This is a genomic window from Brevundimonas vesicularis (assembly GCF_900445985.1).
Classification (GTDB): Bacteria; Pseudomonadota; Alphaproteobacteria; order Caulobacterales; family Caulobacteraceae; genus Brevundimonas; species Brevundimonas vesicularis_D.
Genome location: NZ_UAQP01000005.1, coordinates 99,912 through 124,740, shown reverse-complemented (window position 1 = coordinate 124,740; position 24,829 = coordinate 99,912). Strand labels below are relative to the sequence as shown.

The 24,829-nt window shown below is 67.0% G+C and carries 28 protein-coding genes; 19 read left to right on the top strand and 9 right to left on the bottom strand.

Going from position 1 to position 24,829, the window contains the following annotated elements; translation table 11 throughout:
- Nucleotide 1: 1 nt before the first annotated feature.
- The 5 genes from DT343_RS00745 (at nt 2) to DT343_RS00725 (ending at nt 5,787) form a co-directional block, all read left to right on the top strand.
- Complete coding sequence (locus tag DT343_RS00745; protein ID WP_112861366.1) at nt 2–1,786, top strand: acyl-CoA dehydrogenase C-terminal domain-containing protein; 1,785 nt, start codon at nt 2–4, stop codon at nt 1,784–1,786.
- Between the two features lie 96 nt (nt 1,787–1,882).
- On the top strand, nt 1,883–3,046 hold the full coding sequence (locus tag DT343_RS00740; protein WP_112861365.1) for an acyl-CoA dehydrogenase family protein: 1,164 nt from the start codon (nt 1,883–1,885) through the stop codon (nt 3,044–3,046).
- Nucleotides 3,047–3,155: 109 nt separating this feature from the next.
- Nucleotides 3,156–3,494 (top strand): GIY-YIG nuclease family protein, encoded by a 339-nt coding sequence (locus DT343_RS00735; protein ID WP_112861364.1) that lies wholly within the window; start codon nt 3,156–3,158, stop codon nt 3,492–3,494.
- Between the two features lie 76 nt (nt 3,495–3,570).
- Complete coding sequence (locus DT343_RS00730) at nt 3,571–4,290, top strand: 16S rRNA (uracil(1498)-N(3))-methyltransferase (protein ID WP_112861363.1); 720 nt, start codon at nt 3,571–3,573, stop codon at nt 4,288–4,290.
- A 135-nt stretch (nt 4,291–4,425) separates the two neighbouring features.
- A complete protein-coding gene (locus tag DT343_RS00725) occupies nt 4,426–5,787 on the top strand; it encodes a glutamate--cysteine ligase (protein ID WP_112861362.1) in 1,362 nt (453 codons plus the stop codon).
- On the opposite strand, the gene DT343_RS00720 is transcribed toward DT343_RS00725, so the two are convergent.
- Nucleotides 5,784–6,527: a hypothetical protein gene (locus DT343_RS00720; protein WP_112861361.1), complete on the bottom strand. Its 744-nt coding sequence runs from the start codon at nt 6,525–6,527 to the stop codon at nt 5,784–5,786. The two genes, DT343_RS00725 and DT343_RS00720, sit on opposite strands and share 4 nt — an antisense overlap.
- 110 nt (nt 6,528–6,637) lie before the next feature.
- On the opposite strand from DT343_RS00720, the gene DT343_RS00715 reads away from it, so the two are divergent.
- The 7 genes from DT343_RS00715 (at nt 6,638) to DT343_RS00685 (ending at nt 12,416) form a co-directional block, all read left to right on the top strand.
- Nucleotides 6,638–8,209 (top strand): ATP-binding protein, encoded by a 1,572-nt coding sequence (locus DT343_RS00715; RefSeq protein WP_112861360.1) that lies wholly within the window; start codon nt 6,638–6,640, stop codon nt 8,207–8,209.
- Nucleotides 8,210–8,263: 54 nt separating this feature from the next.
- Nucleotides 8,264–8,521: a type II toxin-antitoxin system ParD family antitoxin gene (locus DT343_RS00710; protein ID WP_112861359.1), complete on the top strand. Its 258-nt coding sequence runs from the start codon at nt 8,264–8,266 to the stop codon at nt 8,519–8,521.
- A complete protein-coding gene (locus DT343_RS17960) occupies nt 8,475–8,846 on the top strand; it encodes a type II toxin-antitoxin system RelE/ParE family toxin (protein ID WP_368731195.1) in 372 nt (123 codons plus the stop codon). Before DT343_RS00710 ends, DT343_RS17960 begins: the two co-directional genes overlap by 47 nt.
- On the top strand, nt 8,843–9,592 hold the full coding sequence (locus DT343_RS00700) for a DUF72 domain-containing protein (protein WP_112861357.1): 750 nt from the start codon (nt 8,843–8,845) through the stop codon (nt 9,590–9,592). Before DT343_RS17960 ends, DT343_RS00700 begins: the two co-directional genes overlap by 4 nt.
- Before the next feature lie 75 nt (nt 9,593–9,667).
- A complete protein-coding gene (locus DT343_RS00695) occupies nt 9,668–10,729 on the top strand; it encodes an NAD(P)-dependent alcohol dehydrogenase (RefSeq protein WP_112861356.1) in 1,062 nt (353 codons plus the stop codon).
- 144 nt (nt 10,730–10,873) lie between these two features.
- Nucleotides 10,874–11,599, top strand: a complete 726-nt coding sequence (gene phbB / locus DT343_RS00690; RefSeq protein ID WP_017505756.1) for an acetoacetyl-CoA reductase — start codon at nt 10,874–10,876, stop codon at nt 11,597–11,599.
- Nucleotides 11,600–11,699: 100 nt separating this feature from the next.
- A complete protein-coding gene (locus DT343_RS00685) occupies nt 11,700–12,416 on the top strand; it encodes a DUF4908 domain-containing protein (protein WP_258522535.1) in 717 nt (238 codons plus the stop codon).
- On the opposite strand, the gene gloB is transcribed toward DT343_RS00685, so the two are convergent.
- A complete protein-coding gene (gene gloB / locus DT343_RS00680; protein ID WP_112861354.1) occupies nt 12,413–13,141 on the bottom strand; it encodes a hydroxyacylglutathione hydrolase in 729 nt (242 codons plus the stop codon). The genes DT343_RS00685 and gloB overlap by 4 nt on opposite strands.
- Before the next feature lie 46 nt (nt 13,142–13,187).
- Here gloB and DT343_RS00675 point away from each other — a divergent pair, with 46 nt between their 5' ends.
- The 5 genes from DT343_RS00675 (at nt 13,188) to DT343_RS00655 (ending at nt 17,836) form a co-directional block, all read left to right on the top strand.
- On the top strand, nt 13,188–13,931 hold the full coding sequence (locus DT343_RS00675) for a methyltransferase domain-containing protein (protein ID WP_112861353.1): 744 nt from the start codon (nt 13,188–13,190) through the stop codon (nt 13,929–13,931).
- 60 nt (nt 13,932–13,991) lie between these two features.
- On the top strand, nt 13,992–14,501 hold the full coding sequence (locus tag DT343_RS00670) for a SixA phosphatase family protein (protein ID WP_112862520.1): 510 nt from the start codon (nt 13,992–13,994) through the stop codon (nt 14,499–14,501).
- Entirely contained in the window at nt 14,498–14,842 is a 345-nt protein-coding gene (locus DT343_RS00665; RefSeq protein ID WP_112861352.1) for a DUF952 domain-containing protein, read from the top strand. The genes DT343_RS00670 and DT343_RS00665 overlap by 4 nt, the downstream gene beginning before the upstream one ends.
- Nucleotides 14,839–15,885 carry a quinone-dependent dihydroorotate dehydrogenase gene (locus tag DT343_RS00660; RefSeq protein ID WP_112861351.1) on the top strand — a complete coding sequence of 349 codons (1,047 nt, stop codon included), beginning with the start codon at nt 14,839–14,841 and terminating at the stop codon, nt 15,883–15,885. Before DT343_RS00665 ends, DT343_RS00660 begins: the two co-directional genes overlap by 4 nt.
- Nucleotides 15,886–15,955: 70 nt before the next feature.
- Nucleotides 15,956–17,836 (top strand): ATP-binding protein, encoded by a 1,881-nt coding sequence (locus tag DT343_RS00655; RefSeq protein WP_112861350.1) that lies wholly within the window; start codon nt 15,956–15,958, stop codon nt 17,834–17,836.
- On the opposite strand, the gene DT343_RS00650 is transcribed toward DT343_RS00655, so the two are convergent.
- Together DT343_RS00650 and DT343_RS00645 are read right to left on the bottom strand one after the other, a co-directional pair.
- Entirely contained in the window at nt 17,812–18,243 is a 432-nt protein-coding gene (locus tag DT343_RS00650; RefSeq protein ID WP_112861349.1) for a very short patch repair endonuclease, read from the bottom strand. The two genes, DT343_RS00655 and DT343_RS00650, sit on opposite strands and share 25 nt — an antisense overlap.
- Nucleotides 18,244–18,291: 48 nt before the next feature.
- A complete protein-coding gene (locus DT343_RS00645) occupies nt 18,292–18,777 on the bottom strand; it encodes a peroxiredoxin (RefSeq protein WP_112861348.1) in 486 nt (161 codons plus the stop codon).
- A gap of 129 nt (nt 18,778–18,906) precedes the next feature.
- Between DT343_RS00645 and DT343_RS00640 the strand changes: the two genes are divergently transcribed.
- The gene (locus DT343_RS00640; RefSeq protein WP_112861347.1) at nt 18,907–19,476 is read left to right on the top strand and encodes a YqgE/AlgH family protein; all 570 of its coding nucleotides are present in this window, start codon (nt 18,907–18,909) and stop codon (nt 19,474–19,476) included.
- A gap of 24 nt (nt 19,477–19,500) precedes the next feature.
- Here DT343_RS00640 and DT343_RS00635 read toward each other — a convergent pair whose 3' ends face one another.
- From DT343_RS00635 to DT343_RS00615, 5 genes are all read right to left on the bottom strand, one after another.
- The gene (locus DT343_RS00635) at nt 19,501–20,334 is read right to left on the bottom strand and encodes an outer membrane protein (protein WP_112861346.1); all 834 of its coding nucleotides are present in this window, start codon (nt 20,332–20,334) and stop codon (nt 19,501–19,503) included.
- Between the two features lie 138 nt (nt 20,335–20,472).
- Nucleotides 20,473–22,173, bottom strand: coding sequence for a bifunctional protein-serine/threonine kinase/phosphatase (locus DT343_RS00630; protein WP_112861345.1), 1,701 nt, complete (start codon nt 22,171–22,173; stop codon nt 20,473–20,475).
- Between the two features lie 42 nt (nt 22,174–22,215).
- Nucleotides 22,216–22,998: a sulfite exporter TauE/SafE family protein gene (locus tag DT343_RS00625; RefSeq protein WP_112861344.1), complete on the bottom strand. Its 783-nt coding sequence runs from the start codon at nt 22,996–22,998 to the stop codon at nt 22,216–22,218.
- Between the two features lie 4 nt (nt 22,999–23,002).
- The gene (locus DT343_RS00620) at nt 23,003–23,551 is read right to left on the bottom strand and encodes a rhodanese family protein (protein WP_220116404.1); all 549 of its coding nucleotides are present in this window, start codon (nt 23,549–23,551) and stop codon (nt 23,003–23,005) included.
- Between the two features lie 5 nt (nt 23,552–23,556).
- Nucleotides 23,557–23,889, bottom strand: a complete 333-nt coding sequence (locus DT343_RS00615) for an ArsR/SmtB family transcription factor (RefSeq protein ID WP_017505741.1) — start codon at nt 23,887–23,889, stop codon at nt 23,557–23,559.
- A 71-nt stretch (nt 23,890–23,960) separates the two neighbouring features.
- Between DT343_RS00615 and DT343_RS00610 the strand changes: the two genes are divergently transcribed.
- Nucleotides 23,961–24,827, top strand: coding sequence for an MBL fold metallo-hydrolase (locus DT343_RS00610; protein ID WP_112861342.1), 867 nt, complete (start codon nt 23,961–23,963; stop codon nt 24,825–24,827).
- Nucleotides 24,828–24,829 lie beyond the last annotated feature (2 nt).

Here is a 24,829-nt window from a genome sequence, read left to right as displayed (position 1 = left end):
CATGGCCTACAAGGCGCCTGTCCGCGACTTCACCTTCATCCTGAATGAAGTGCTGGAGATCGACCGCTACACCAACCAGCCGGGCTTCCAGGACGTCTCTTCGGATCTGGTCAGCCAGATCCTGGAAGAAGGCGCCAAGTTCGCCGACGAGGTCATCGCCCCGATCAACAATCCGGGCGACAAGGAAGGCTGCCACTGGGCCGAAGGCGGCGTGGTGACGGGACCCAAGGGCTGGAAGGAAGCCTACAAGGCCATGTCCGAAGCCGGCTGGATGGCGCTGGCCGCCGACCCGGCGTACGGCGGCCAGGGCATGCCCAGCGTGGTGGCCTCGGCCTTCGGTCAGATGACGGCCGGCGCCTCGGCCGCCTTTTCGATGTATCCGGGCCTGACCGCGGGCGCCTATGCCGGCATCCACGCCAATGCGTCCGAAGAGCTGAAGCAGAAATATCTGCCCAAGATGGCGACCGGCGAATGGTCGGGCACGATGAACCTGACCGAGCCGCAGTGCGGCACGGACCTGGGCATGGTGCGCACCAAGGCCGTGCCGAATGGCGACGGCTCCTATTCGATCACCGGCCAGAAGATCTGGATCTCGGCGGGCGAGCACGACTTCGCCGACAACATCATCCACACGGTGCTGGCCCGCGTCGAAGGCGCGGTTCCGGGCATCAAGGGCCTGTCGCTGTTCGTCGTGCCCAAGTTCCTGGTCAATGAGGACGGTTCGCTGGGCGAGCGCAACAGCCTGGAATGCGCCGGCCTCGAGCACAAGATGGGCATCCACGGCAACGCCACCGCCGTCATGCAGTACGACGGCGCCAAGGGCTGGCTGATCGGCGAAGAAGGCCGCGGCATGAACAATATGTTCGTGGTGATGAACGAGGCCCGCCTCGGCACGGGCCTGCAAGGTCTGGCCATCGGCACCGCCGCCTATCAGGCCGCCGTCGAGTTCGCCAAGGACCGCCTGCAAGGCCGTTCGCTGACCGGACCGAAGAACCCGGACGGCCCGGCGGACAGCATCATGGTCCACCCCGACGTGCGCCGCATGCTGCTGGAATCCAAGGCCTTCGTCGAAGGCGGCCAGGCCTTCATCCTGTGGACCGCGCTTCACGCCGATCTGGAGAAGTCCGAGGACGCCGCCGTGGCCCAGAAGGCCAAGGATTACATGGGCCTGCTGACGCCGGTGCTGAAGGCCTATCTGACCGACAAGGGCTTCCACGTCGCCTCGCTGGGCATGCAGGTGCATGGCGGATCGGGCTACACCGAACACTTCACCGCCTCGCAGTATCTGCGCGACGCCCGCATCACCATGATCTACGAGGGCACCAACGGCATCCAGGCGCTGGACCTGGTCGGCCGCAAGCTGCCCGCCAACGGCGGCCGCGCCATCATGACCTGGTTCGGCGAGATCGACGCCTTCGTCGCCGAGAACAGCGGCAATGAAGCCATCAAGCCCTTCGTCGACGGCCTGGCCGACGTGAAGGCCAAGCTGCAGGACGGCACCATGTGGCTGATGCAGAACGGCATGGCCAATCCGGACAACGCCGGCGCCGCCTCGACCGACTATCTGAACGTCTTCGGCCTGACGGCGCTGGCCTATATGTGGGCGCAGATGGCCAAGGTGGCTCAAGCCCAGGTCGAGGCCGGTTCGACCGACCCCTACTACGCTGCCAAGCTTCAGACCGGCCGCTACTTCGTCGAGCGCATCCTGCCCGACGCCGAAGCCCATCTGAAGAAGATGAAGACCGGCGCCGACGTGCTGATGGCTATGCCGGCCGAGGCGTTCTGATCTCAGACTGACGACGAAACGGGTCGGCGATCTCGCTGGCCCGTTTTTCTTACCGACCAGACGGGCAAAAGCCCGCGAACCTCAGGGACGAAACCGATGAACGTGCTGGGCAGCCCCGATCCCGATTTCATGCGTGAAGAAGAGATCACCCTCTTCTCCGACAGCGTCGGCAAATGGATCGACGAGCACGCGCCGCTCGAGAAGGTGCAGCAATGGATCGCCGATTCCTCTGTGCCGCGCCAGCTGTGGAATGACGCGGGCGAGGCGGGTCTGCTGGGCCTGTCGCTGCCGGAAGAGGACGGCGGTTTCGGCGGCGACTATCGGCACGAGGTCGTCTTGATGCGTCAGCTGGGCTGGAAGGGCGCGGACCACTTCGGCATTTCGCTGCACAACGCGATCGTCATGCCCTATATCTGGCACTATGGCACCGAGGAACAGAAGCAGCGCTGGCTGCCGCGCCTGCAATCGGGCGAACTGGTCGGCGCTATCGCCATGACCGAACCGGGCGCGGGCTCGGACCTGCAAGGCGTCAAGACCACGGCGGTCAAGTCGGGCAACGGCTATGTCGTCAACGGCTCCAAGACCTTCATCACCAACGGCCAGCTGGCCAACTTCCTGATCGTGGTCGCCAAGACCGATCCGGCCGAGGGCGCCAAGGGCACCTCGCTGATCGTGGTCGAGACCGACGGCGCGGAAGGGTTCGAACGCGGCCGCAACCTGCACAAGATCGGCATGGAGGCCAACGACACCTCCGAACTGTTCTTCAACGACGTGAAGGTCCCCGGCGACAACATCATCGGCGGAACCGAGGGCCAAGGCTTCGTCCAGCTGATGCAGCAGCTGCCCCAGGAGCGACTGAACATCGCCGTCCAGGGCGTCGCCGCCGCCGAGCGCGGGCTTGAGGCGACGCTGGCCTACGTCAAGGAGCGTAAGGCCTTCGGCAAGCGCGTCATCGACTTCCAGAACACCCAGTTCAAACTGGCCGAGGTCAAGACCAAGCTGACCGTCGCCAAGGTGTTTACCGACCACTGCATCGGCCTGCATCTGCAGGGCAAACTCGATGCCGCCACCGCCTCGATGGCCAAATACTGGGTCACCGACATCCAGGGCGAGACCATCGACGAGATGCTCCAGCTGCACGGCGGCTATGGCTACATGAACGAATATCCGATCGCCCAGCTGTACAAGGACGCCCGCGTCCAACGCATCTACGGCGGCACGAACGAGATCATGAAGCTGCTGATTTCGCGGACGCTGTAAGCCTTCTTCTTGTCATCCCCGACGAAGCGCAGCGAAGATCGGGGATGGCAAGCCATTCGCCTTGACCGCTCCCAGACAACCCGCAAGGGTTGCGCCGGGAGACGACATCATGGCCAAGACCTTCTATCTTTATCTGCTCGCCAGCGGCCCCTGCGGCTATCTTTGTGTCGGCGTGACAAACGACATCGCGCGCCGCGTCGCCGAGCACAAGTCTGGGATGGTTCCGGGCTACACCGCAGAACGCGGCATCGATCAACTGGTGTGGTACGAAGCCCATCAATACATCGACCAGGCGATCCTGCGCGAAAAGCGGATCAAGCGTTGGCTTAGGGAATGGAAGTTCGCTTTGGTCGAGAAGGACAATCCGCGATGGCTGGACCTTTATGGTGAAGTGCGAGCGAGCGCTGAGCCCGGTTCGGCTGCGCCGACCGGGCCTGATGTAATTTGATAGCTCTGCCCCGTCCCGGCTCTTCGCTTCGCTGCGGCCGGGATGACAAGCGGTTTGCGTCAGGTCATGTAGGGGGATGATCCGCCTTTACGTCACATCGCCGCTCGCCGCCGCCGCTCCCGTTGCGCCCACGCTGGACCAATCGCGCTACCTGACCCAGGTCATGCGGTTGAAGGTCGGGGACGATCTGTTGGTGTTCAACGGGCGCGACGGGGAGTGGCGCTGCACGGTCGCCGAAGTGCTGAAGAAGGGCGTGATCCTGCGCGCCGAGGAACAGGTGCGACCCCAGACCTTCGGCCCCGATCTGGAACTGATCGTGGCGGTGGTGAAGAAGGCGCGCGTCGAGACCATTGTGGAGAAGGCCGCCGAGCTGGGCGCGCGCCGGGTGCGGCTGGTTCTGACAAAACGCACCAACGCCGACCGCATCCGCCTGGACCGGCTGGACGCCATCGCCGAGGAAGCCGCCGAACAGACCGGGCGGATGGACGTGCCCGCCGTCGATGATCCGATCAAGCTGAACGCCCTGCTGGACGGCTGGGAAACCGGACGCCGGCTGATGTTCTGCGACGAGACGGGCGGCGCGCCCGCCGTCTCGTCCCTGCGTGACGCCGGCGAAGGCCCTTGGTCCATCCTGATCGGGCCGGAGGGCGGATTCTCGCCGGAAGAGGGCGAGCGGCTGCGGTCCCTGCCCTTCACCACCGCCGTGTCGCTGGGCCCGCGCATCCTGCGCGCCGACACCGCCGCCATCGCCGCCATGACCCTGTGGCAGGCGGCCGTCGGTGATTGGGAGCGATAAGTCCGCCCCTCAGGCAGCGAGCCGACGCGCGACGAGCGTCAGGGAAAGACGAAAGCCCTCTTGAGCCTTGCCGCAATCTTGCCCATCTAGCCGCGACACACGGTCGCTTACGATGCGCCCGCAGGGGACTGACGCATGACCGATAACGCGCCGCTGACCCGGACCGACCTCATCGAGGCCATGTCCAAGGGGATCAAGCCCAAGGACCAGTGGCGCATCGGCGCCGAGCACGAGAAGTTCGGCTTCGACAAGGCCACCCTGGCCCGCCCCGCCTATGACGGCCCGAACGGCATCAAGGCCATGCTGGAGGGGCTGCAACGCTTCGGCTGGTCGCCCGTCGAGGAAAACGGCTTTCTGATCGGACTGGAGCGCAGGAACAGCGAAGGCTTCGTCGCCTCCGTCAGCCTAGAGCCCGGCGGTCAGTTCGAACTGTCGGGCGCGCCGCTTCTGACCATCCACGACATCTGCAACGAGACCGGCCAGCATCTGATGGAGGTCAAGCAGGTCGCCGACCAGATCGGCGTCGGCTTCCTGGGCGCCGGTTTCGACCCGCTGTGGACGCGCGAACAGGTGCCGGTCATGCCCAAGGGCCGCTACGACATCATGCGCGCTTATATGCCCAAGGTCGGGACCCTGGGTCTGGACATGATGCTGCGCACCTGCACCATCCAAGCCAATCTCGACTTCGATTCCGAAGCCGACATGGTGATGAAGTTCCGCACCTCCCTGGCGCTGCAACCCATCGCCACCGCCCTGTTCGCCTGTTCGCCGTTCACTGAGGGCCGCCCCAACGGCTTCCTGTCGGCCCGGGCCAACGTCTGGACCGACACCGATGCCGACCGCACGGGCATGCTGGATTTCGTGTTCGAGGACGGGTTCGGCTTCGAGCGCTACGCCGACTATGCGTTGGACACGCCGATGTATTTCGCCAAGCGCGACGGCCATTATGTCGACGCCTCGGGCCAGTCGTTCCGCGATTTCCAGGCCGGCGAACTGCCCGCCCTGCCCGGCCAGTATCCGACCCTGAAGGACTGGAACGACCACCTGACCACCCTCTTCCCCGAGGTGCGGCTGAAGGCCTATCTGGAAATGCGCGGCGCCGACGGCGGGCCGTGGAGCCGGATCTGCGCCCTGCCCGCCCTGTGGGCCGGGGTTCTGTATGACGCGCCGTCGCTGGCCGCCGCCTGGGACCTGGTCAAGGACTGGGACATCGCCGACCACGAGCGCCTGCGTCGCGATGTGACCCGCCTGGGCCTGAAGGCCGAGGTGGCGGGCCGGTCGGTGCGCGACATCGCCGTCGATATGGTGAACGTCGCCAAACAGGGGCTGAAGAACCGCGCCAAATTCTCGGGCGGCATGGTGGACGAGCGCGGCTATCTGTCGGAACTGGAAGACATCGCCGACAGCGGGATCACCCCGGCTGAGCGCCTGCTGGATCTGTATCACGGCGCCTGGCAGGGCGACGTGAAGCGCATCTACGCCGACTTCGCCTACTAGGGCGTGGTGTAGTCCGAGCAGTCGGGCAGCGGGCCGTTCGGCTGGTACTCGCCGGTCTTGGCGTCGAAGGTGAAGCGGCGGGTGAAGCTGCATTTCGGATCGCGCATGGCGACCAGATCGGCAGGCTTCAGCGGCGGCTTCTCCAGCGAATCCTCGGATCGCGAGGCGCCGCGCGGATAGGCCGTCGCCGTCGTCTCATAGGTCAGGACCGGCAAGCCGCCCTCTTCCACTCCCGCCTCGACGGTGAGGACGCCCTTGAAGCTGTAGTTGTCGTGGCAAGCCTCTGCGCGCCGCGTCATATCCTCTTCGGTGAAGCAGGCCCGGATCATGACCGCGCCCTGAATCGGCACGGACAGAACCGGCGCCGATGCCGCATCGCCCTCGGCGTCTAGCCGGTAAAGCCGCAGCTCGATCGCGTGGCCGCTGCCGCCGGAATACAGACTGCTGGCCTCCTTCTCGACCCCGGCCAGGAAGCCGCCGTCCGACAGTCGGATCAGGCCGCTCCAGGGCCGATAGGTCTCCACCTCGCCCAACGCCTCTTTTGGACCGGTCGGCAGCGCGGTCGGCGCGCGGACGACAGGGTTGAAGACCGGCTCGCCGTCGCGCGCCTGCTGCGTCAGACCCACGCACAGGGTCCCGTCCGCCGTGCAGGCCCGGTCGTCAGCCAAGGTCAGGGGTTCGATTCCGGCCCCTGACGACGGGGATTGCAGCATGGCGATCCAGGCAAGGAGGAAGATCATGGGCTGATCCTAGCCGACATGGCGAACGACGCCACCCGTCGTTTCGCGCCGCTGCAAAGGCGAGCTTAACGGATGCGCCGTAACATGGGTCTCAGTTCAAGAGAGTGCCCATGACCTGTTCGTCCGTTGCGACCCTGGCCTTCCCCACAGCCGATGTCGATCTGGACACCTTCTTCGATGTGTCGCTGGATCTGCTGGTGGTGCGCGAGCTCGATGGGCGCGTGGTCAAGGCCAGCGCCTCCTGGTTCACCATGCTGGGCTATCGGCCCGACGAGATCGAGGGTCAGGGCCTGTTGCGTCTGATCCACCCGGACGACCATGCCGCCACCCGCCAAAGCATCGTCGAGGTCGAAAACCGGCGACCGGGCGATCCGGTCCTGGGCCAGGTCAATCGCTATCGCCACAAGGCCGGCCATTATGTCACCGTCGAATGGCGCGCCCATCGTCAGGGCGACCGCATCTATGGCATCGCCCGCGACGTGACCGAAAAGGTCGCGGCAGAGCAGGCCCTGCGCGAAGCGACCGCCGCCGCCGAGGCCGCCAACCGGGCCAAGTCCGACTTCCTGGCCAATATGAGCCATGAGATCCGCACGCCCTTGAACGGCGTGATCGGCATCGTCGACGCCCTGTCGCGCACCGAGCTGACGCCCGATCAGGCCGAGATGGTCGCCCTGATCGCAAGCTCCGGCGTGACGTTGGAACGGCTGGTGTCCGACATTCTGGACGTGTCCAAGATCGAGGCCGGGCATCTGGACCTGGAAAGCCGACCCTTCGATCTGGATGAAGCCGTCGCCGGCCCGCTGGACGTCATGCGGTTGAAGGCCGAGGCCAAGGGACTGACCTTCGACATCCGCCGCGATGCCGATGCGCGCGGACTGTTCGTCGGCGACAGCACCCGCATCCGTCAGGTGCTCGACAATCTGCTGTCCAACGCCATCAAATTCACCCATCAGGGCGCGGTCGGGGTCACCCTTGCGGTGGACGAGGATTCCGACGGTCTGACCCAGCTGACGCTGCGGGTCGAGGATACGGGCGTCGGCTTCTCTTCCGACCACGCGGCCCGTCTGTTCGATCGGTTCAGCCAGGCCGACAGCACCATCACGCGTCGGTTCGGCGGCACGGGACTGGGCCTGTCGATCTGTCGTTCGCTGGTCGAACTGATGGGCGGGCGGATTGCCGCCGCCTCCACGCCGGGCGTCGGCAGCCGGTTCACGGTTGAGATACCGCTGACGCGCGCCGCCTCACTGACCGAACACGATGCGCAACGACGCGCGCGTGCGGCCGAGGCCGACCGCGCTCTGTCGCCGCTGCGCGTGCTGCTGGCCGAGGATCACCCGGTCAATCAGCGCGTCGTGCAGTTGATCCTGGCGGCGCACGCCATGCAGGTCGTCACCGTCGCGGATGGCGAACAGGCCCTGGCCGCCTTCCAGTCCGAGACCTTCGACCTGATCCTGATGGACATGCAGATGCCGGGCATGGACGGCCTGACCGCCACCCGCGCCATTCGCCAAGTCGAGGCCGCGCGGGCCGCTCAGGCCCGCACGCCGATCATCATGCTCAGCGCCAACGCCATGAGCGAGCACCGCGACCAGGCGCGCGACGCCGGCGCCGACCTGCACGTCCCCAAACCCATCACCGCCGCCAGCCTGCTGGCCGGCATACAGGTGGCGACCGCGCCCTGATCCGACGTTGACAAAGTTTGCCAAGTAGCCATTCTCGTCGAGAGGAGGCCGACCATGGCGACGATGAACATCTCCCTGCCCGATCCCATGAAGGCCTGGGTCGAGGAACAGGCGAAATCCGGGCGCTACGCCAACACCTCCGACGTTGTGCGCGACCTGATCCGCCGCGAGCAGGTCAAGGCCGAGAAGATCGCCCACTGGAACACTCTGATCGAAGAGGCCTACGCCTCCGGGATCAGCGAAATGACGTTCGAGGAGATTATCGGTGAGGCCCGCGCGGAAGCGCAGACTCGGGCTTCTCGCGCAGCGTAGCGGCTACGTGAGCGCCAGATATTCCAATGCTGCGAAACGCGATCTGATTGCCATCTATCTTGATGGTGAGGCGAAGTTTGGATCGCGGCAAGCTGCAGCCTACACAACAGGTCTCGGCGCCACCGTCCGAATGATCAGCGACTACCCTCTTTCGTCTCGCCTCAGGACCGAGCTCGATCTGCCCGTCCGCGTGCGAACCTACAAAGCTCACGTCATTATCTACGTGATAGAAGAAGGTGGGGTGTTGGTGCTTCGGTTTCGTCACGGGCACGAAGATTGGCAGTCAGATCCACTCGGTGGTGACTTGGACAAGGATAGACCATGACCCACCCCATCTATGTCGGCGTCGGCGGCTGGACGTTCGAGCCGTGGCGGGGGGTCTTCTATCCGGAGGGCCTGGTTCAGAAGCGCGAGCTGGAATATGCGGCGTCGAAACTGACCTCGATCGAGATCAACGGGACCTATTATTCCACCTTCAAGCCCGACAGCTGGCGCAAATGGCGCGACGAGACGCCGGACGGCTTCGTCTTTTCGGTCAAGGCCAGCCGCTATTGCACCAATCGCAAGGTGCTGTCCGAAGGCGCCGAAAGCTTCGACAAGTTCCTGAGCCAGGGCCTGACCGAACTGGGCGACAAACTGGGGCCGATCAACTGGCAGTTCATGGGCACGAAGAAGTTTGCCCCAGAGGATTTCGAGGGCTTCCTGAAGCTGTTGCCCAAGGAGAAGGACGGGGTGCGATTGCGGCACGCGCTTGAGGTTCGCAACCCGACCTTCGCCACCGAACAATTCTATGACCTGGCCCGCAAATACGGCGCGGCCATCGTCTATGCGGTCGATGACGAGGAGCCGACCTGGCCCCAGATCGACGAGGCGACCGCCGATTTCAGCTACGCCCGGCTGATGTCCAGCCGCGAGGACGAGCCGACCGGCATGACGGCGACCGAGCTGGACGCGGTGGCGGATCAAGCGAAAGCCTGGGCCAAACGCGGCGAGGTCTTCGCCTATTTCATCTCGGGCGCGAAGGTGCGGAACCCGGCGGCGGCCCAAGCGCTGATCGCAAAGCTGAAATAGCGGTCCGCCGTCTCGCGGACCCGTGCCGCCGCCTTATCTAAAGCCGGCTCATTGCAAAGCCTGAAGGACTACCCCATGCCGATCGCCACACGCGCTTTCGCCGCGACCGCCGCCGACAAGCCGCTGACGCCCTACAACTTCGACCGTCGCGATCCCGGCCCCGACGACGTGCTGATCGACATCAAATACTGCGGCGTCTGCCACTCGGACCTGCACGCCGCGCGCAGCGAAAGCGGCCGTTCGACCTATCCGCTGGTGCCGGGTCATGAGATCGCGGGCGTGGTCAAGGCGGTTGGATCGAATGTCACCCGCTTCAAGGAAGGCGACCGCGTCGGCGTCGGCTGCATGGTCGACAGCTGCCGCGAATGCGCCTCCTGCCAGGAAGGCGTCGAGCAATATTGCATCCCCGGCTTCACCGGCACCTACGGCGGCAAGGACAAGAAGGGCGGCACGTCGGAAGCCATCACTCAGGGCGGCTATTCCGACCACATCACCGTCGATCAGCATTTCGTCCTGTCCATCCCCGACAGCCTGGCGCTGGACGTCGCCGCCCCCCTGCTGTGCGCCGGCATCACCACCTATTCGCCGCTGAAGGAGTGGGGCGTGGGCCCCGGCTCCAAGGTCGCGGTCATCGGCCTGGGCGGTCTGGGCCATATGGCCGTCAAACTGGCGGCGGCCATGGGGGCGGAAGTCACGGTCCTGTCCACATCGGACCGCAAGAAGGCCGACGCCGAGCGGATGGGCGCCAAACATTTCCTGATCAACTCCGATAAGGATGCGATGAAGGCGGCGGTGGAGAAGTTCGACCTGATCATCAACACCGTCTCGGCCACGCACGAGATCGCCAGCCATATCCAGTTGCTGGCGCGCGACGGCACGATGATCATGCTGGGCCTGACGACCGAGGGTCTGCCGGTCTTCGCCATGCCACTGCTGTGGCGTCGTCGCCGCATAGCCGGCTCGCTGATTGGCGGCATCAAGGAGACGCAGGAGATGCTGGACTTCTGCGCCGAGCACGGCATCGCCTGCGACATCGAGACCATCGCTCCCGATCAGATCAACGACGCCTATGAGCGGATGATGAAGTCCGACGTCCGCTACCGTTTCGTCATCGATATGGAAAAGCTGGCCGCCTGATCGCCGGGACGAAGATCAACGAAACGCGACGGAGGCATGAAACTTCCGTCGCGTCAGATTCTCGCCTTGCGCGCTAGCGCTCGCACGTTAATCCTGAACTTCGACAAGGCCTTCTAAAGGGTCTGCACAGGGACAGGAGACGACATGGCGCGCGTAGCTTTCGTGACGGGCGGGACCCGGGGCATCGGCAAGGCGATCGTTCAGCGCCTGCATGAGGACGGCTTCAAGGTCGCCGCCGGCTATTCCGGTAACGACGAGGCGGCCAAGGCCATCGCCGATGCGCTGGACGTCATGGTGGTGAAGGGCAACGTCGGCAGCTTCGACGACTGCGCCCGCGCGGTGAAGGAGGTCGAGGATCAGCTCGGCCCCATCGACATCCTGGTCAACAACGCCGGCATCACTCGCGACGGCTTCTTCCACAAGATGAGCCACGACCAGTGGTCCGACGTGATCCGCGTCAATATGGACAGCGTCTTCAACATGACGCGCCAGGTCATCAATGGCATGCGCGACCGGGGCCACGGGCGCATCGTCAACATCTCCTCGATCAACGGTCAAAAGGGTCAGATCGGCCAGACCAATTATTCCGCCGCCAAGGCCGGGATGATCGGCTTCACCAAGGCGCTGGCGCTGGAGAATGCGCGCAAGGGCGTGACGGTGAACTGCATCGCGCCCGGCTATATCGACACCGAAATGGTCGGCGCCATGGACCCCAAGGTGCTGGAAGGCATCATCAGCCACATCCCCGTCGGCCGCCTGGGCAAAGGCGAAGAGATCGCCGACATGGTGTCCTGGCTGGTGGGCGAGCGTGCCGGATATGTCACAGGCTGCACACTGTCGCTGAACGGCGGTCAGTACCTGGTGGGTTGAGGCGGGCTTCGCCCAAAATCCGCCGCGCGCGGGTTTCATCAAGTCTGTCATGAAGTTGTTGGGATCGGTCAGGGCGAAAAAATCGCCACGCGTGACCGCGATGGCGGTCGCCGCCATCGCGGTCATCGGCGTGGGCGTCGTCGCGCCTGTGATTGTCCCGACCGAAAGCCAGGCCCAGTCCCGCCGGACCGTGCCGCCGACCGCCCGCTACGTCAGCAGCAGCGGCCAAGGCTTCATCCTGGACACATCCGGATCGCGGCCGCTGATGCGGCTGGAGCGGTCGACCGAGGTCTGGGTCTTGCGGCCCACGCCCGCCCCGCGCGGCGACATCATCTACCGCAACGACAACGGCGATCAGGTGCTGCGCGTCACGCCGGACGGCGCCGTGACGCTATACACGACGACCGCGCCCCAAGGCTCGCCGGCTTCGCGCGTCGGCGAGGCACAAGGCCTGGCCAGCGCGGCGATGACCGGCGCGCAGTTGGTCGATTATTTTATGCGCCAGAGCTACCGCGCCAGCCAGGCGATGGGCCGTCTGATCGTCATCGACGTGGACATTCAGCCCGGCTCTGAACAGGTCGCCGCTGACACCGTCTCGGCCGCCAGCGACGCCATCGTGCGCATGGCGCGGTCCTCCAACCTGCGCGCCCAGGTCGAGCGGGTGCGCCGCGTCGTCGTGTCGGATCAGGGGCGTCCCGGCGTCAGCCTGGTCCAGGGCACGCTGCGGATCGTCATCGACGCCGACGCCGGCATCGCCGGCCGCCCGTCGTCGGCCCGGATCGTGCGGGTCGTGGGCGGAGACGCCCTGAACCGCTAACCCTGGAAGCTGTCCTTGGCCGCCCGGCGCGCGGCGAACTGATCCGCGTCCGTCGCGGTTAGGAAGGGATTGAACCGCTTCTCGACCCCCAGCGTCGTCGGGACGGTCGGTTCGCCCCGCGCGCGCGCCGCGAAGATCGCCTCGGCATGGGCGGCGGTCTCGGGCCGGTCATCCAGGCTCAGGGCGAAGCGCGCGTTCGAGGCCGTATATTCGTGCGCGCACCAGATCACCGTCTGATCGGGCCAGGCCTTAAGCCGCTGCAGGCTCTCGAACATCTGCTCGGGCGCACCCTCGAACAACCGGCCGCAGCCCAGGGCGAACAGGGTGTCGCCGGTAAAGGCCAGTTCGTCCGCCGGCGCATGAAACACCACATGGCCGAAAGTGTGACCCGGCGTTTCGGTGACCTCGAACCGCGTCTCGCCCACCATCACCACATCGCCGTCAGCGACCACGCGGTCCAGCGGCGCGACCTTGCGCACCTCTTCCGGCCCGACGATTTCGCAAGCCCACTTGGCCTTCAGCCGCGCGTTGCCCTCGGTGTGATCGGGATGCCAGTGGGTGTTCAGGATAAGGTCCAGACGCCCCCAGCCCAGGCCTTCCAGCTCCTCCACAATGCGCGCTGCATCCGGCGTATCGATCGCCGCGACCACGCCGGTCGCGGCGTCGCGGATCAGGAAGCCGTAGTTGTCGCTGCGACAGGGAAAGAGATGCACATCCAGGGTCATGCGCCCATCCTAGCAGCAGGGCCGCCGACAGGCCTATAGTGCGCCCATGCGGCGCAGCATCGACGAGCTTCGAACCTTCTACGGCGAGCCGACCGGGGCGCTGGCGCGACGGCTGGTGGCGCGACGGCTGGACGACGCCTGGGGCGAGGCTGCCGATTGCGACGTGCTGGGCGTCGGTTACGCCACCCCTTGGCTGGACGCCTTCGTCGGCGCGCGGCGCGTCGTCGCGGCCATGCCGGGCGGGCAAGGCGTCGAACACTGGCCGACGGTCGGGCGCAACCGCACCCTGCTGGTGGATGACCGCCGCCTGCCCTTCCCCGCCGGATCGTTCGATCGCATCCTGCTGGTTCACGCCCTGGAAGAGGCCGACGACCCCGCCGCCCTGCTGCTGGAAGCGGTGCGCGCGCTTTCGCCCACCGGGCGCATCATCCTGGCGGCGGCGGCGCGCGGCGGCCTGTGGGCGCGGGCGGACAACACCCCCTTTGGTCACGGCCGCCCCTTCACCCGGCGCCAGTTGGAACGGTTGGTGCGCGATGTCGGGCTGGAGCCGATGGCCTGGTCCCAGACCCTTTATGTCCCGCCCTGGGGACCGATGCTGCCGCTGGCCGAAGGGTTCGAACAGGTCGGGCGCCGGGTGTTTCCCGGAACCGCCGGGCTGATCCTGCTGGAGGCCTCGCGCCACAGCTACGCCCGCATCCGCCCCAGAGGCCATGCCCAGCGCGTCGCCGCCCCCGTCCTGGCGCCCCAACCCGCCGCCTCCGTCTCTTCGCGGGGCGAACATCGCGACTGACGGGGAGTTGACCGTCGCCCCATCTGGCGGGCCGGGCGAAACCGCCTTATGGCGAAGGCCATGCACCGACTGATCCTGATGCGGCACGCCCAGGCCGAAGCCTCCGCCCCCTCCGGCGGCGACGAGGCCCGCCCCCTGTCCGTCGCCGGTCGCGCCGAGGCCCTGCTGATGGGTCGCGCCCTGGCCGAGCGGGGCCTCAAGCCGGACCTGGCCCTGGTGTCGACCGCCGTGCGCACCCGCCAGACCTGGGAGCAGATGCACGACGCCTTCGGCGATGTGGAAGTCCGCGACGAGGACGCCCTTTACAACGCCCCCTCCGACGTGATCCGCCGCTTCGTCGAGACCAGCGAGGACGAGGCCGGCTGCCTGCTGATCCTGGCCCACAATCCAGGCGTCCACGTGCTGGCCGCCGAATATCTGATCGAAAGCGCCGCCTCGCCGGCGGTGGTGGACAAGCTGTCGGCCGGCTTCCCGACCGGCGCCGCCGCCCTGTTCAGCGTCGATGTCGCGGGGCGCTGCACCTACGAAGGTTTCCTGACGCCGCGGTCGCTGGGCGCGCCAACAGCATGACCGACCTAGCCTACAAGATCGTCGACGCCGCCGAGTGGCGCGCGGCCGTCGCCGAAGGCCGATACGACGGCGCCCCGGTCGATCTGGCCGACGGCTACATCCATATGTCGACCCAGGCGCAACTGGCCGAAACCGCGCGACGGCACTTCGCCGGGCGCGGCGACCTGCTGCTGCTGACCGTCGATCTCAGGCGGTTCGGCGACGACCTGATCTGGGAGCCGTCGCGCGGCGACGATCTGTTTCCGCATCTCTACGCCCCCCTGCCCGTCGCCGCCGTCACGGCCTCGCGCGCCTTTTCCGTCACGGCCGACGGCGAGATGGCGTTCGAGGATGCGCGATGAGCCTGACCGACTTTGGGGCCGCCGTGCTGCGCCGGCTCGATCCGGAGCAGGCGCACCAGTTGGCGATCAAGGGGCTTGCGCTGGCCCCGTTGCCGACGCCGCCTGCGGACGATCCGATCCTGAGAACACAGCTGGCGGGGCTGGACCTGCCCAATCCTGTCGGTCTGGCGGCGGGTCTGGACAAGAACGGCGAGGCCCTGCGCGGCCTGTCGCGCCTCGGCTTCGGCTTCGTCGAATGCGGCTCGGTCACGCCCCGGCCTCAGTCCGGCAATCCCAAACCCCGCCTGTTCCGCCTCAGCGAAGACCGGGCCATCATCAACCGGATGGGGTTCAACAACGCCGGGCTCGACGCCTTCGCCGAGCGGCTGGACCAGCGCCCGACGGGCGTCGTCGTCGGCGCCAATCTCGGGGCCAACAAGGACACCGAGGACAAGGCGGCCGACTATGTCGCCGGTCTGCAACGCCTCGCCGGCCGCGCCGCCTACTTCACCGTCAACATCTCTTCGCCCAATACGCCGGGCCTGCGCGCGCTTCAGGGCCGCGAGCAGTTGGACGACCTTTTGGGCCGCATCGACGCCGCCCGTCCGGCGACCGGCCCAGCGCGCGTGCCGGTCTTTCTGAAGATCGCGCCCGATCTGATCGCCGACGAGATCGGCATGATCGTCGAGGCGTCTCTGGCCCACCGGATCGACGGCCTGATCGTGTCCAACACCACGCTGGAACGTCCCGAGACCCTACGTTCGCCAGACGCCCACGAAACCGGCGGCCTGTCCGGCGCACCCATCCGCCCCTTCGCGGAAAAGACCCTACGCGCGGCGGCCGAGGCGGCGGCCGGTCGGCTTCCCCTGATCGCCGTCGGCGGCATCGACAGTGGCGCCGAGGCCTATGCCCGCATCCGCCTGGGGGCTTCGGCGGTCCAGATCTATTCCGCCCTGATCTACGAGGGGCCCGGCCTGGTCGCCCGCATCAAGCGTGACCTGGCCGCCCGTCTTCGCGCCGACGGTTTTTCCACAGCGGCGGCGGCGATCGGGACCGGCCGTTGACGGAGCGTTAGTGTCGATCGGCCTAGGATGAACGATACGAGCGACCTGCGTTCGTCATTCGAGGGCCTGAATGAAATCGACCGCCGTCGATACCGCTGAAAGCAGTTGGGCCGCCGCCGTTCGTGAGCGCTCGGGTGCGGCTGTGCAACGGGTCGTGGCGGCGGCGGCTGTCGCCTTGATCGTGATTCCGATGATCGGGGTGCGCCTGACCGTCGGCTGGATCGTGCTGTATCTGTCGGTTCAGGCCATGGAGATGGTCGTCTATCGTCCGATCCTGAAAGGCCCCTATGAGCTTTCAGCCGGTCGCAAGCTTGCGACACTTGCCGTCGTCGCCGTCAATTCGGCCGTCTTCTCCTCTCTTTCCTTGCTCCTGTGGTGGATCGGCGGCGCATTCGGCGGCGTCTGTGCAGTCCTGTTGCTGACTTCGGTCATGCTGACGGCGATCGTGAACGCCACCCGGTGCCAATCCGTGATGATTGCCGGCCTTGTGCCCCAGGTCGGCTTCCTTCTGACGACCCCGTTCTTCGTCTATGCCCTCGGGGCATCGGGTCCGCTGGTCATGTCCGCCGCCGCGGCCGTGGTGCTGTTCACCTTCTACGTCGCCATCACCGGCCAGCGCATGATCGAGACCAGCGTCACCGTGGTTCGCGCCCATGCTTTGGCCGAGGACTCCCGCCTCCGGGCCGAGCGCAACCTGGCCGACCACACGACCTTCCTGGCCGCCATCGGCCATGACCTGCGCACGCCCATCGGCGCGATCCTGGCCGGCGCCGCCGAACTTCGCGAGCCCGACGCCCAGTCGCGCGCCAGCGCCAATCTGATCACTGACGCCGGCCTGATGATGAAGGCTCTGCTGGACGACCTGCTGGACCACACCCGGATCGGCGCCGGACGGATGACGGTCGAGGCCAAGGATTTCGACCTGCGGCAAATGTTGGCACAGACGCTGATGCTGTGGCGCGGCGTCGCCGACGCCAAGGGGCTGAAGCTGCGTGTCGAAGGCGCGTCGGCCATGCCGCGCCACGTCAAGGGCGATGTCATGCGCATCCGTCAGGTGCTGAACAACCTGATGTCCAACGCCATGAAGTTCACCGAGGAAGGCCAGATCACCCTGCGTGTTCAGGCCTGGCCCGAAGAGCCGTCAGGCTACGCCCTGCTGTTCGAGATCGCCGACACCGGTTCGGGCATGACCGCGGATCAGTTGGCGCGCCTGTTCACGCCGTTCGACCAGACCGCCGACGGCGTCACGGCCCGCTATGGCGGCTCGGGCCTGGGCCTGGCGATCAGCCGCAATCTGATCGACCTGATGGGGGGCCGGCTGACGGTCCGCAGCACGCCGGGGCAGGGCTCGCGCTTCACCGTCTCCCTGATCCTGCCGCGCGGCGACGAGGCGGCACAGATCGTCGATGCGGTGGATGAAAGTCGTCTGGACATCGCCCGCTCGCTGGCGCCCTCCGTCGTGCCCACGCCCCAGCCCGCATCCGTCGCCCCTGCGCCTGCGCCCGAACCGGCCGTCGCGACGCCTGCGGTCGCCGACGAGGCCGAAGACCAGCCGCTGCGCCTGCTGGTCGTGGACGATCACGACATCAACCGCCGCGCGGTGCAGCTGATCCTTCAGCCGTTGGGCTGCGAGATCACCACCGCCGCCGACGGCAAGATCGCGCTGGAACGCTGTCAGGAGGCGGTGTTCGACGTCATCTTCATGGATGTGCGCATGCCGGAGCTGGACGGGCGCGAGACGACGCGTCGCCTGCGCGCCGGCGGCGGACCCAACGCCGCCACCCCGGTCGTCGCCGTCACCGCCGACACCGCGCCCGAGGACGTCGCGGCCTGTCAGGCGGCCGGCATGGCCTATTTCGTCTCCAAGCCCCTGACGCCACCCGCCCTGATCGGCGCCTTGCAGCACGTCCTGAACGACGCGGCCGCTCAGGCCGCGACCGAGGCCGCCTGACCCAGGACGGTCGCGATCAGGCCCGCGGCGAAATCGGCCTGTCGCATCTCGCATTCCCAGACCACGATCACGCGCCAGCCTGACGCCTCCAGCGCCTGCACGGCTGCGGCGTCGCGCGCGCGGTTTCGCTCGATCTTGGCGATCCAGTAATCGGCGTTGGTCTTGGGCTGACGCGCGCCGCGCGGGCAATCATGGCAGTGCCAGAAGCAGCCGTGGACGAACAGGGCGACCTTGCGGCCCTTCATCACCACATCCGGGCGGCCCGGCAGACCCATGCCGCCCAGCCGATAGCCGATCCCGGCCGCGCGCAGGATCCTGCGCACGGCCAGTTCCGGCGACGTATCCCGCCCCTTCACACGACGCATCACGGCGCTGCGCTTCTCGGGGCTGAACACATCCGAGTTCATGATCAATCCACGCTCAAGTAGCGAAGCGGTAGCGTGGATTGATACAACTCAAAGCTGCGCCAGCAGATGCTCGGCGGAGGACACCTTGAACTCGCCGCCTTGTTCGATGTTCAGCTGCTCGACCACGCCGTCCTTGACCAGCATGGAATAGCGCTGCGAGCGCTCGCCAAGGCCGAAGCCCGTACCGTCCAGCACCAGACCCAGTGCGCGGGTCAGTTCGCCGTTGCCGTCGGCCAGCATGACGATGCTGTCGTCAGTGATGCCCTGGCTCTCGCCCCAGGCCTTCATGACGAAGGCGTCGTTGACCGAGATGCAGGCGACCATATCGACACCCTTGCCCTGGATGTCGGCCAGATGATCCTTGAAGCCCGGCAGGTGCCGCGCCGAGCAGGTGGGGGTGAAGGCGCCGGGCACGGCGAAAAGGGCTACGGTCTTGCCGGCGAAGATGTCGTCGGTGTTGACGGGCTTGGGGCCCTCGGCGGTCGCTTGGGCGAGGGTCGCGTTGGGGATGCGATCGCCGATCTGGATGGTCATGTCTGTCTCGCTGAGGTTTGAGGCCGGCGCGTTTGAACGGCCGTGTGCGACACATAGACACCACGGGCGACACCGCAAGCGCCGGTTCGGCTTGCTTGCGCCGCTTTCCGGACGGATGATGCCAGGATCATGAGCCAAGCCTCCACCCTGACCGGCCGACTGCTGGTCGCCATGCCCGGGATCGACGACGCCCGGTTTGAACATGCCGTCATCCTGATCTGCGCCCACCGGCCGGATCACGCCATGGGGCTGCGGCTCGATCGACCGGCGCCGGGCGTGGATCTGAAGACGGTTCTGGACAAGCTGGACGCGCCGGCGCCCGATCAATCCATCGGTCGCGCGGTCCTGATGGGCGGACCGGTCGAGCGCGAGCGCGGCTTCGTGCTGCACACCGACGACTGGACGGTCGGCGACGACACCCTGGCTTTTGGCGACGGTCTGGCGATGACCGGCACGCGCGAGGCGCTGGCCGCCATGACCGACGAAGTCGCCGGTCCGCGCCGATCGGCCCTGTTGCTGGGCTACGCCGGCTGGGGCGAGGGGCAGTTGGAGGAGGAGTTGGCCGACAACGTCTGGCTGACCGCCGACGCCGATCTGGACCTGATTTTCGACGGCGAACACACGTCGAAATGGACACGCGCCCTGGCCCAGCTGGGCGTGGACGCGGCCATGCTGTCGAGCCAGGGCGGTCGGGCCTGAGGCCCAGACTGCCCGTCTTCAGGCTTAGAAGCGGTAGTTCATGCCGATGCGGACCATGTGGGTTCCGAAGCGACCGTTGCTGCGGATCATGTCGGTGCCGGCGGTGTTCGGGGCCGAGATGAAGGGGTTGGCGACCGGCGTCGTGCCGGTGTTGCCGACGCGGATCACCGGGCTGTCGACGTCCAGCGAGGTGTAGAGGTATTCACCGCTGACCGTCAGACCGCGACCCAGGGCGTATTCCACACCGCCGCCGGCCTGCCAGCCGTCGCCGTCATCGCCTTCGCTGGTTTCGGTGAAGCTGTTGGCCTGGTTAGAGGTGCGGAAACGGTTTTCGAACTTGCCATAGGCGTAACCGCCGGTGCCGTAGATCAGCGCCGGGCCATAGGCGTAGCCCAGCTTCAGACGAGCCGCCGCCGTGCTCTCCAGCTCGCGCGTGAAGGTGTAGAAGGCCGGGGTGGTCGAGAAGCCCGTCACCGAATCCTGGACATTGTTGACGCTGTATTCCGCCAGGGCGCCGACGACGAAGTTGCCGAACTGCATGTCGTAACCGGCGCGGACGCCGGCTTCAACGCCGTCGTTGTCGTCACGGCAGCCCGTGGTGGGAACGGTGCTGGTCGCCGTGCCGCCGCAGAAGCCGGGGCTGAAGGCGTTGCCGGTCGCCGTCGAGACCTGATCGCCGTAACGGCCGTCCAGATTGCGGTCGAAGCCGAGGTTCTCGTTCTCGTCATCGTTCGACTGGTTGTAGCCGCCGAAGATGCCGATGTAGGGGCCGGACCAGTCGGGGGCGACGGACTGCGCCAGGGCGGGGGTGGAAACCATGGCCAGGGCCAGGGCGCTGGAGGCGAGGGTCTTGATCATTTGGGGAGGCTTTCGTGCCGAAAGTGCGGGCGCGACGTCCCCGCTCGCCGTCACAAAAGCCGAGAGCGGCCACAGGTTCCCCGCCCTCACGCCGCCAAATGTCGCACATCCAAAGGCCTAGGTTGAACGTAGGCCGCCCTAGCGCGTCGCCATCGAAACCAGAAAGGCGATCAGCAGGACCAGGCTGACGCCCTGCCAGAACCGCACCGGATCGCGCTCGATCAGGGACAGCTGGCGCGGCGGCGGGGCGGCGACGGCGCTGCCGGTTTCCAGCACATGGATCAGTTCCTCCACATCCTCGAACCGCTCGTTCGGATCGACGGCGACGGCGCGCATGATGGCCGCCTCCAGCCAGGCGGGCATATCCGGCCGGTGTCGCGTCGGCGGTGCCGGCGCCCGGTCGAAGCGCGGCGCATCGGCCGGATCCACCTCGCCCCACGGATAGGTTCGGGTGAAGAGGCGATACAGGGTCACACCCAGGGCGAACTGATCCGTTGCGGAGTTGCCGCTCTCGCCCGCATACATTTCCGGCGCCTTATAGCCCGCGGTGCCGGGCGCCTCGGCCTCGGCGAACTCCTCGGCCAGCCGCAGACGTGCGACGCCCAGATCGACCAGTTTCAGCCCGCCCTGTGGCTCCAAGATCACATTGTCCGGCTTGATGTCGCGGTGCGTCACCCCCGCCCGGTGCAGGGCCGAAACCGCGCGCGACAGGCGCAGGGCCACGCCGATCCCTTCGGCGATCTCGAACGGCCCGTCCTGCGCCAACCGCGCATGCAGGGTCTGTCCGGCATGGAAGGGCTGGGCGATATAGAGGCGGCTCTGGCGACCGGCGTCCAGGCTCAGGACCTTGCCGACGAAGGGGCTGTCGATGCGCCGCCCGATGAAGGCCTCGCGCAGAAACGCGGTGCGCGCGCCGCGTTCGGACACCACGGCGGGCTTGGGAAACTTCAGCACCACCATGCCCGCGTCGCCCAGCGTATCCTTGGCCAGGAACAGGGTCGTATAGCGCCCGTCCGCCACGACCCGTTGAACCGCGAACCCGTCCACATTGTCGCCCACGGCCGGCGGCGGCAGGATCGCCAGCCCCTCCGCCTCGGCCGTGATCGCCTCCCAGTCAGGCGCGCCGGTGCGGACCACGTCGATGACGATGGCGGTGGCGTTGTCGCGCGGCCCCGCCGCCTCGACCTCGGCCAAGATCGCCTTGGCGTCCGCATCGGGCGAACTGCGCCGCCCCAAGAGGCCTGCGATCACCGCATCGGCCAGCACCCCATGCACCCCGTCGGTGGTCAACAGCAGACGATCGTGCGGTTCCAGCCGCACTTGCCGGACGTCCAGCTTCACATCCGCCTCGATGCCGACGGCGCGGTACAGCACATGGCTCAGCCCCTGCTGGGCCCGCGTGTGATCTTCCGTCAGCCGCGTCAGCACCCCGTCGCGGAAATGCCAGGCCCGGCTGTCCCCCACATGAAGCGCCGTCGCCTCGCGCCCGCGCAGGATCAGGGCCGTGAAGGTGGTCGCCGCCCCCTCCATCGCCGGATCGATCCGCCCGCGCGCATGGAGCCAGCGGTTGAAGCCCCGCAGCGCCTTGATGCCGTTGGCCGCGATGCCGTTCAGCGGGTTCTGATCCAGATAGCCGTCGATGAAGCTGCGCGTCGTCAGCTCCGCCGCCATCCGCCCGGCCTTTGACCCCGACACGCCGTCGGCGATCACCGCCACGACCCCATGCTCGCGCTGCTCGGCCGCCGTGCCGATATGGACGCCGCCGAAGTCCTGATTATCCGCCTTGGGCCCCTGCAAGGTCGCAAAGCCGGCGGCGATCTCCAGTCTGGCGTCGGTCATGGGCGCAACTGTCGTCGAAAGACGGCCCGCTGAACAGAGGTCTCAGAGCGCCAGGATCGCCCGCACCGCGACATAGGCGGCGACCACCAGGATCAGGCCCGCGAACAGGATGCGCCCAAGCCGGGCGTTCGACCCCAGCCGGCGCGCCAGCGGCAGACCCGCCGCCGTCCCGGCGACCCCGCCGACCGCCATGGCGGCGACCAGGCCCGGATCGACCCATCCTGACAGCGCATAGTTGCCCGCTGTGGTCGCCCCGAACACGGCGACGCTGAGCAGCGAGGTCGCCTGTGCGGTCGCCAGGCTCATGCCCGTCGACGCCATCAGGCCGGGCACGATCAGAAAGCCGCCGCCGATGCCGAAGAAGCCTGCGGCCGAGCCGACGCCGGCGCCCGCCATGCCGACCTTTGGCGACATCGACCAATTCAGCCGGGGCTCGACGCAAGCGACCGCCGCCTTGGGACGCAGCATCGACACGCCCACCGCCGCCATGGCGACAGCGAAGATCAGCAGCAGCTGATGGCCGTCGATCATCTTGGCCAGGGACGATCCGAACCAGGCCCCGGCCGCGCCGGTGATGGCGAACAGGGTGGCGCAGGGCCAGCGCACCCGCCCTGCCCTGGCGTGACCGGCCAAAGCCGTCAGGGCGTTCAGCGCCACGCCCGCCGCCGACACGCCGATGGCGACGTGGGGATCGGCGACGCCGACGACATACAGCAGCAGCGGCACGGCCAGAACCGACCCGCCGCCGCCGAACAGGGTCAGCAGCAGGGCGACGACGCCGCCACTGAAGGCGGTCAGGACCAGCGGGGTCAGTTCGGTCGTCACCGGATCACGCCGCTCTCGTCACGGGCCGGGTCGCGGCTCTGTTCCAGGGCATCACGGCCAGCAGCCGCGCCATGCCGCAAAATCCTGTCGCGCCCGCGACGAACAGGCCCGCGCCGACGAAGGCCGAAACACCCCAGAAGGCTGGATGCACCAACGTCCCCAGCGCCGCACCGATCAGGATCAGGCCGCCCGCGACCATCTGGACCTGACGCATCAGTTCGATCGGCTTTGAGCGATCGGCGTGGGTGGCCAGACCCTGCGCCTTCCACGCGTCCAGCCCGCCTTCAAGGACAAAGGCGTGGCCCGTCGTCTTGGCCGCCAGACGGTCGCAGTTGACGCCCGTCCGATTGCCGGTTCGGCAGGTGAAGATGACGTCGCGCCCGTCGGCGCCCGCCAGCGTGTAGGCGTCGAAGGCCGACAGCGGCGCGTGGACGGCGCCGATGACATGCTCTCTGGCGAACTCGTCGGGCTCGCGGATGTCGACCAGCACGGCCGTGTTCTGCTTCAGCCGACGCGAAACCTCGGCGGGGGACAGGGGGGTCAGGACGCTCATCGGGATCATGCCTTTTCGGAAGAAACAGGGGGACAGTAGATTTCGGCCAGCACGGCGATGACCTTCAGGACGGCCGGATCGGCGATGCGGTAGAAGATGGTCGTGCCGTCCCGACGCGTGCTCACCAGCGCCTCGTCGCGCAGCTTGGCCAGGTGCTGGGACAAGGCCGATTGCGACAGGCCGACCTGGGGCAGCAGTTGACCGACGGACATCTCACCCTCGCCCAACTGACACAGGATCATCAGCCGCTTCTCGTTGGACAGGGCGCGCAGCAACGCCGCCGCCTCGCCCGCGCTGGCCTGGAATCGCTCAAGTCCGATGGTCTGAAGGTCGATCATGGGGCGCAATATATTCGCGCTTGCTAAATAAGCAATGCCTAATATATTGGAGTGCGAAAGGAGCTTTCTCCATGGCTCAATCCCCCGACGTCCGCGGCTTTTTCGATCCCGCGACCCACACCGTCACCTATCTGGTCAGCGACCCGGCGACCCGCCAAGCGGCCATCATCGACCCCGTTCTGGACTTCGACGCCCCCTCGGCCCGCACCTCGACGCGGTCCATCGACGCCGTCATGGCGGCGCTGCGGTCGGAGGGGCTAAAGCTGGCCCTGGTGCTCGAAACCCACGCCCACGCCGACCACCTGACGGCGGCGGCGCACCTTCGCGCGGCGACGGGCGTGTCGATCGGCATCGGCGGGCGGATCACCCAGGTTCAGTCGGCCTTCGGCCCCCTGTTCGGCGCCGAAGACGTGCGCCCGGACGGCGCGGTGTTCGATCATCTGTACGCCGACGGCGACGCCTTCGCGCTGGGCGACCTGACGGTCGAGGTGATCCACACGCCCGGCCACACCCCCGCCTGCGTCAGCTACCGGATCGGCGATGCGGTCTTCACCGGCGACACCCTGTTCATGCCCGACTACGGCACGGCGCGAACGGACTTTCCCGGCGGCGACGCCCGGACCCTTTACCGCTCGATCCAGCGCCTGCTGACCCTGCCCAACGAGACCCGCATCTTCGTCGGCCACGACTATCTGCCCGAGGGCCGCACCGACTTCCGGTTCGAGACCACCGTGGCCGAACAGCGCGCGCAGAACATCCACATCGGCGGCGGCGTATCGGAAGACGCTTTCGTCGCCATGCGAGAGGCCCGCGACGCCACGCTGGGCGCGCCGCAGCTGATCCTGCCCTCGCTTCAGGTCAATATCCGAGCCGGCGACCTGCCGCCCCCGGACGCCAACGGCCAGCGCTACCTGCGCCTGCCGCTAAACGCGATCTAAGC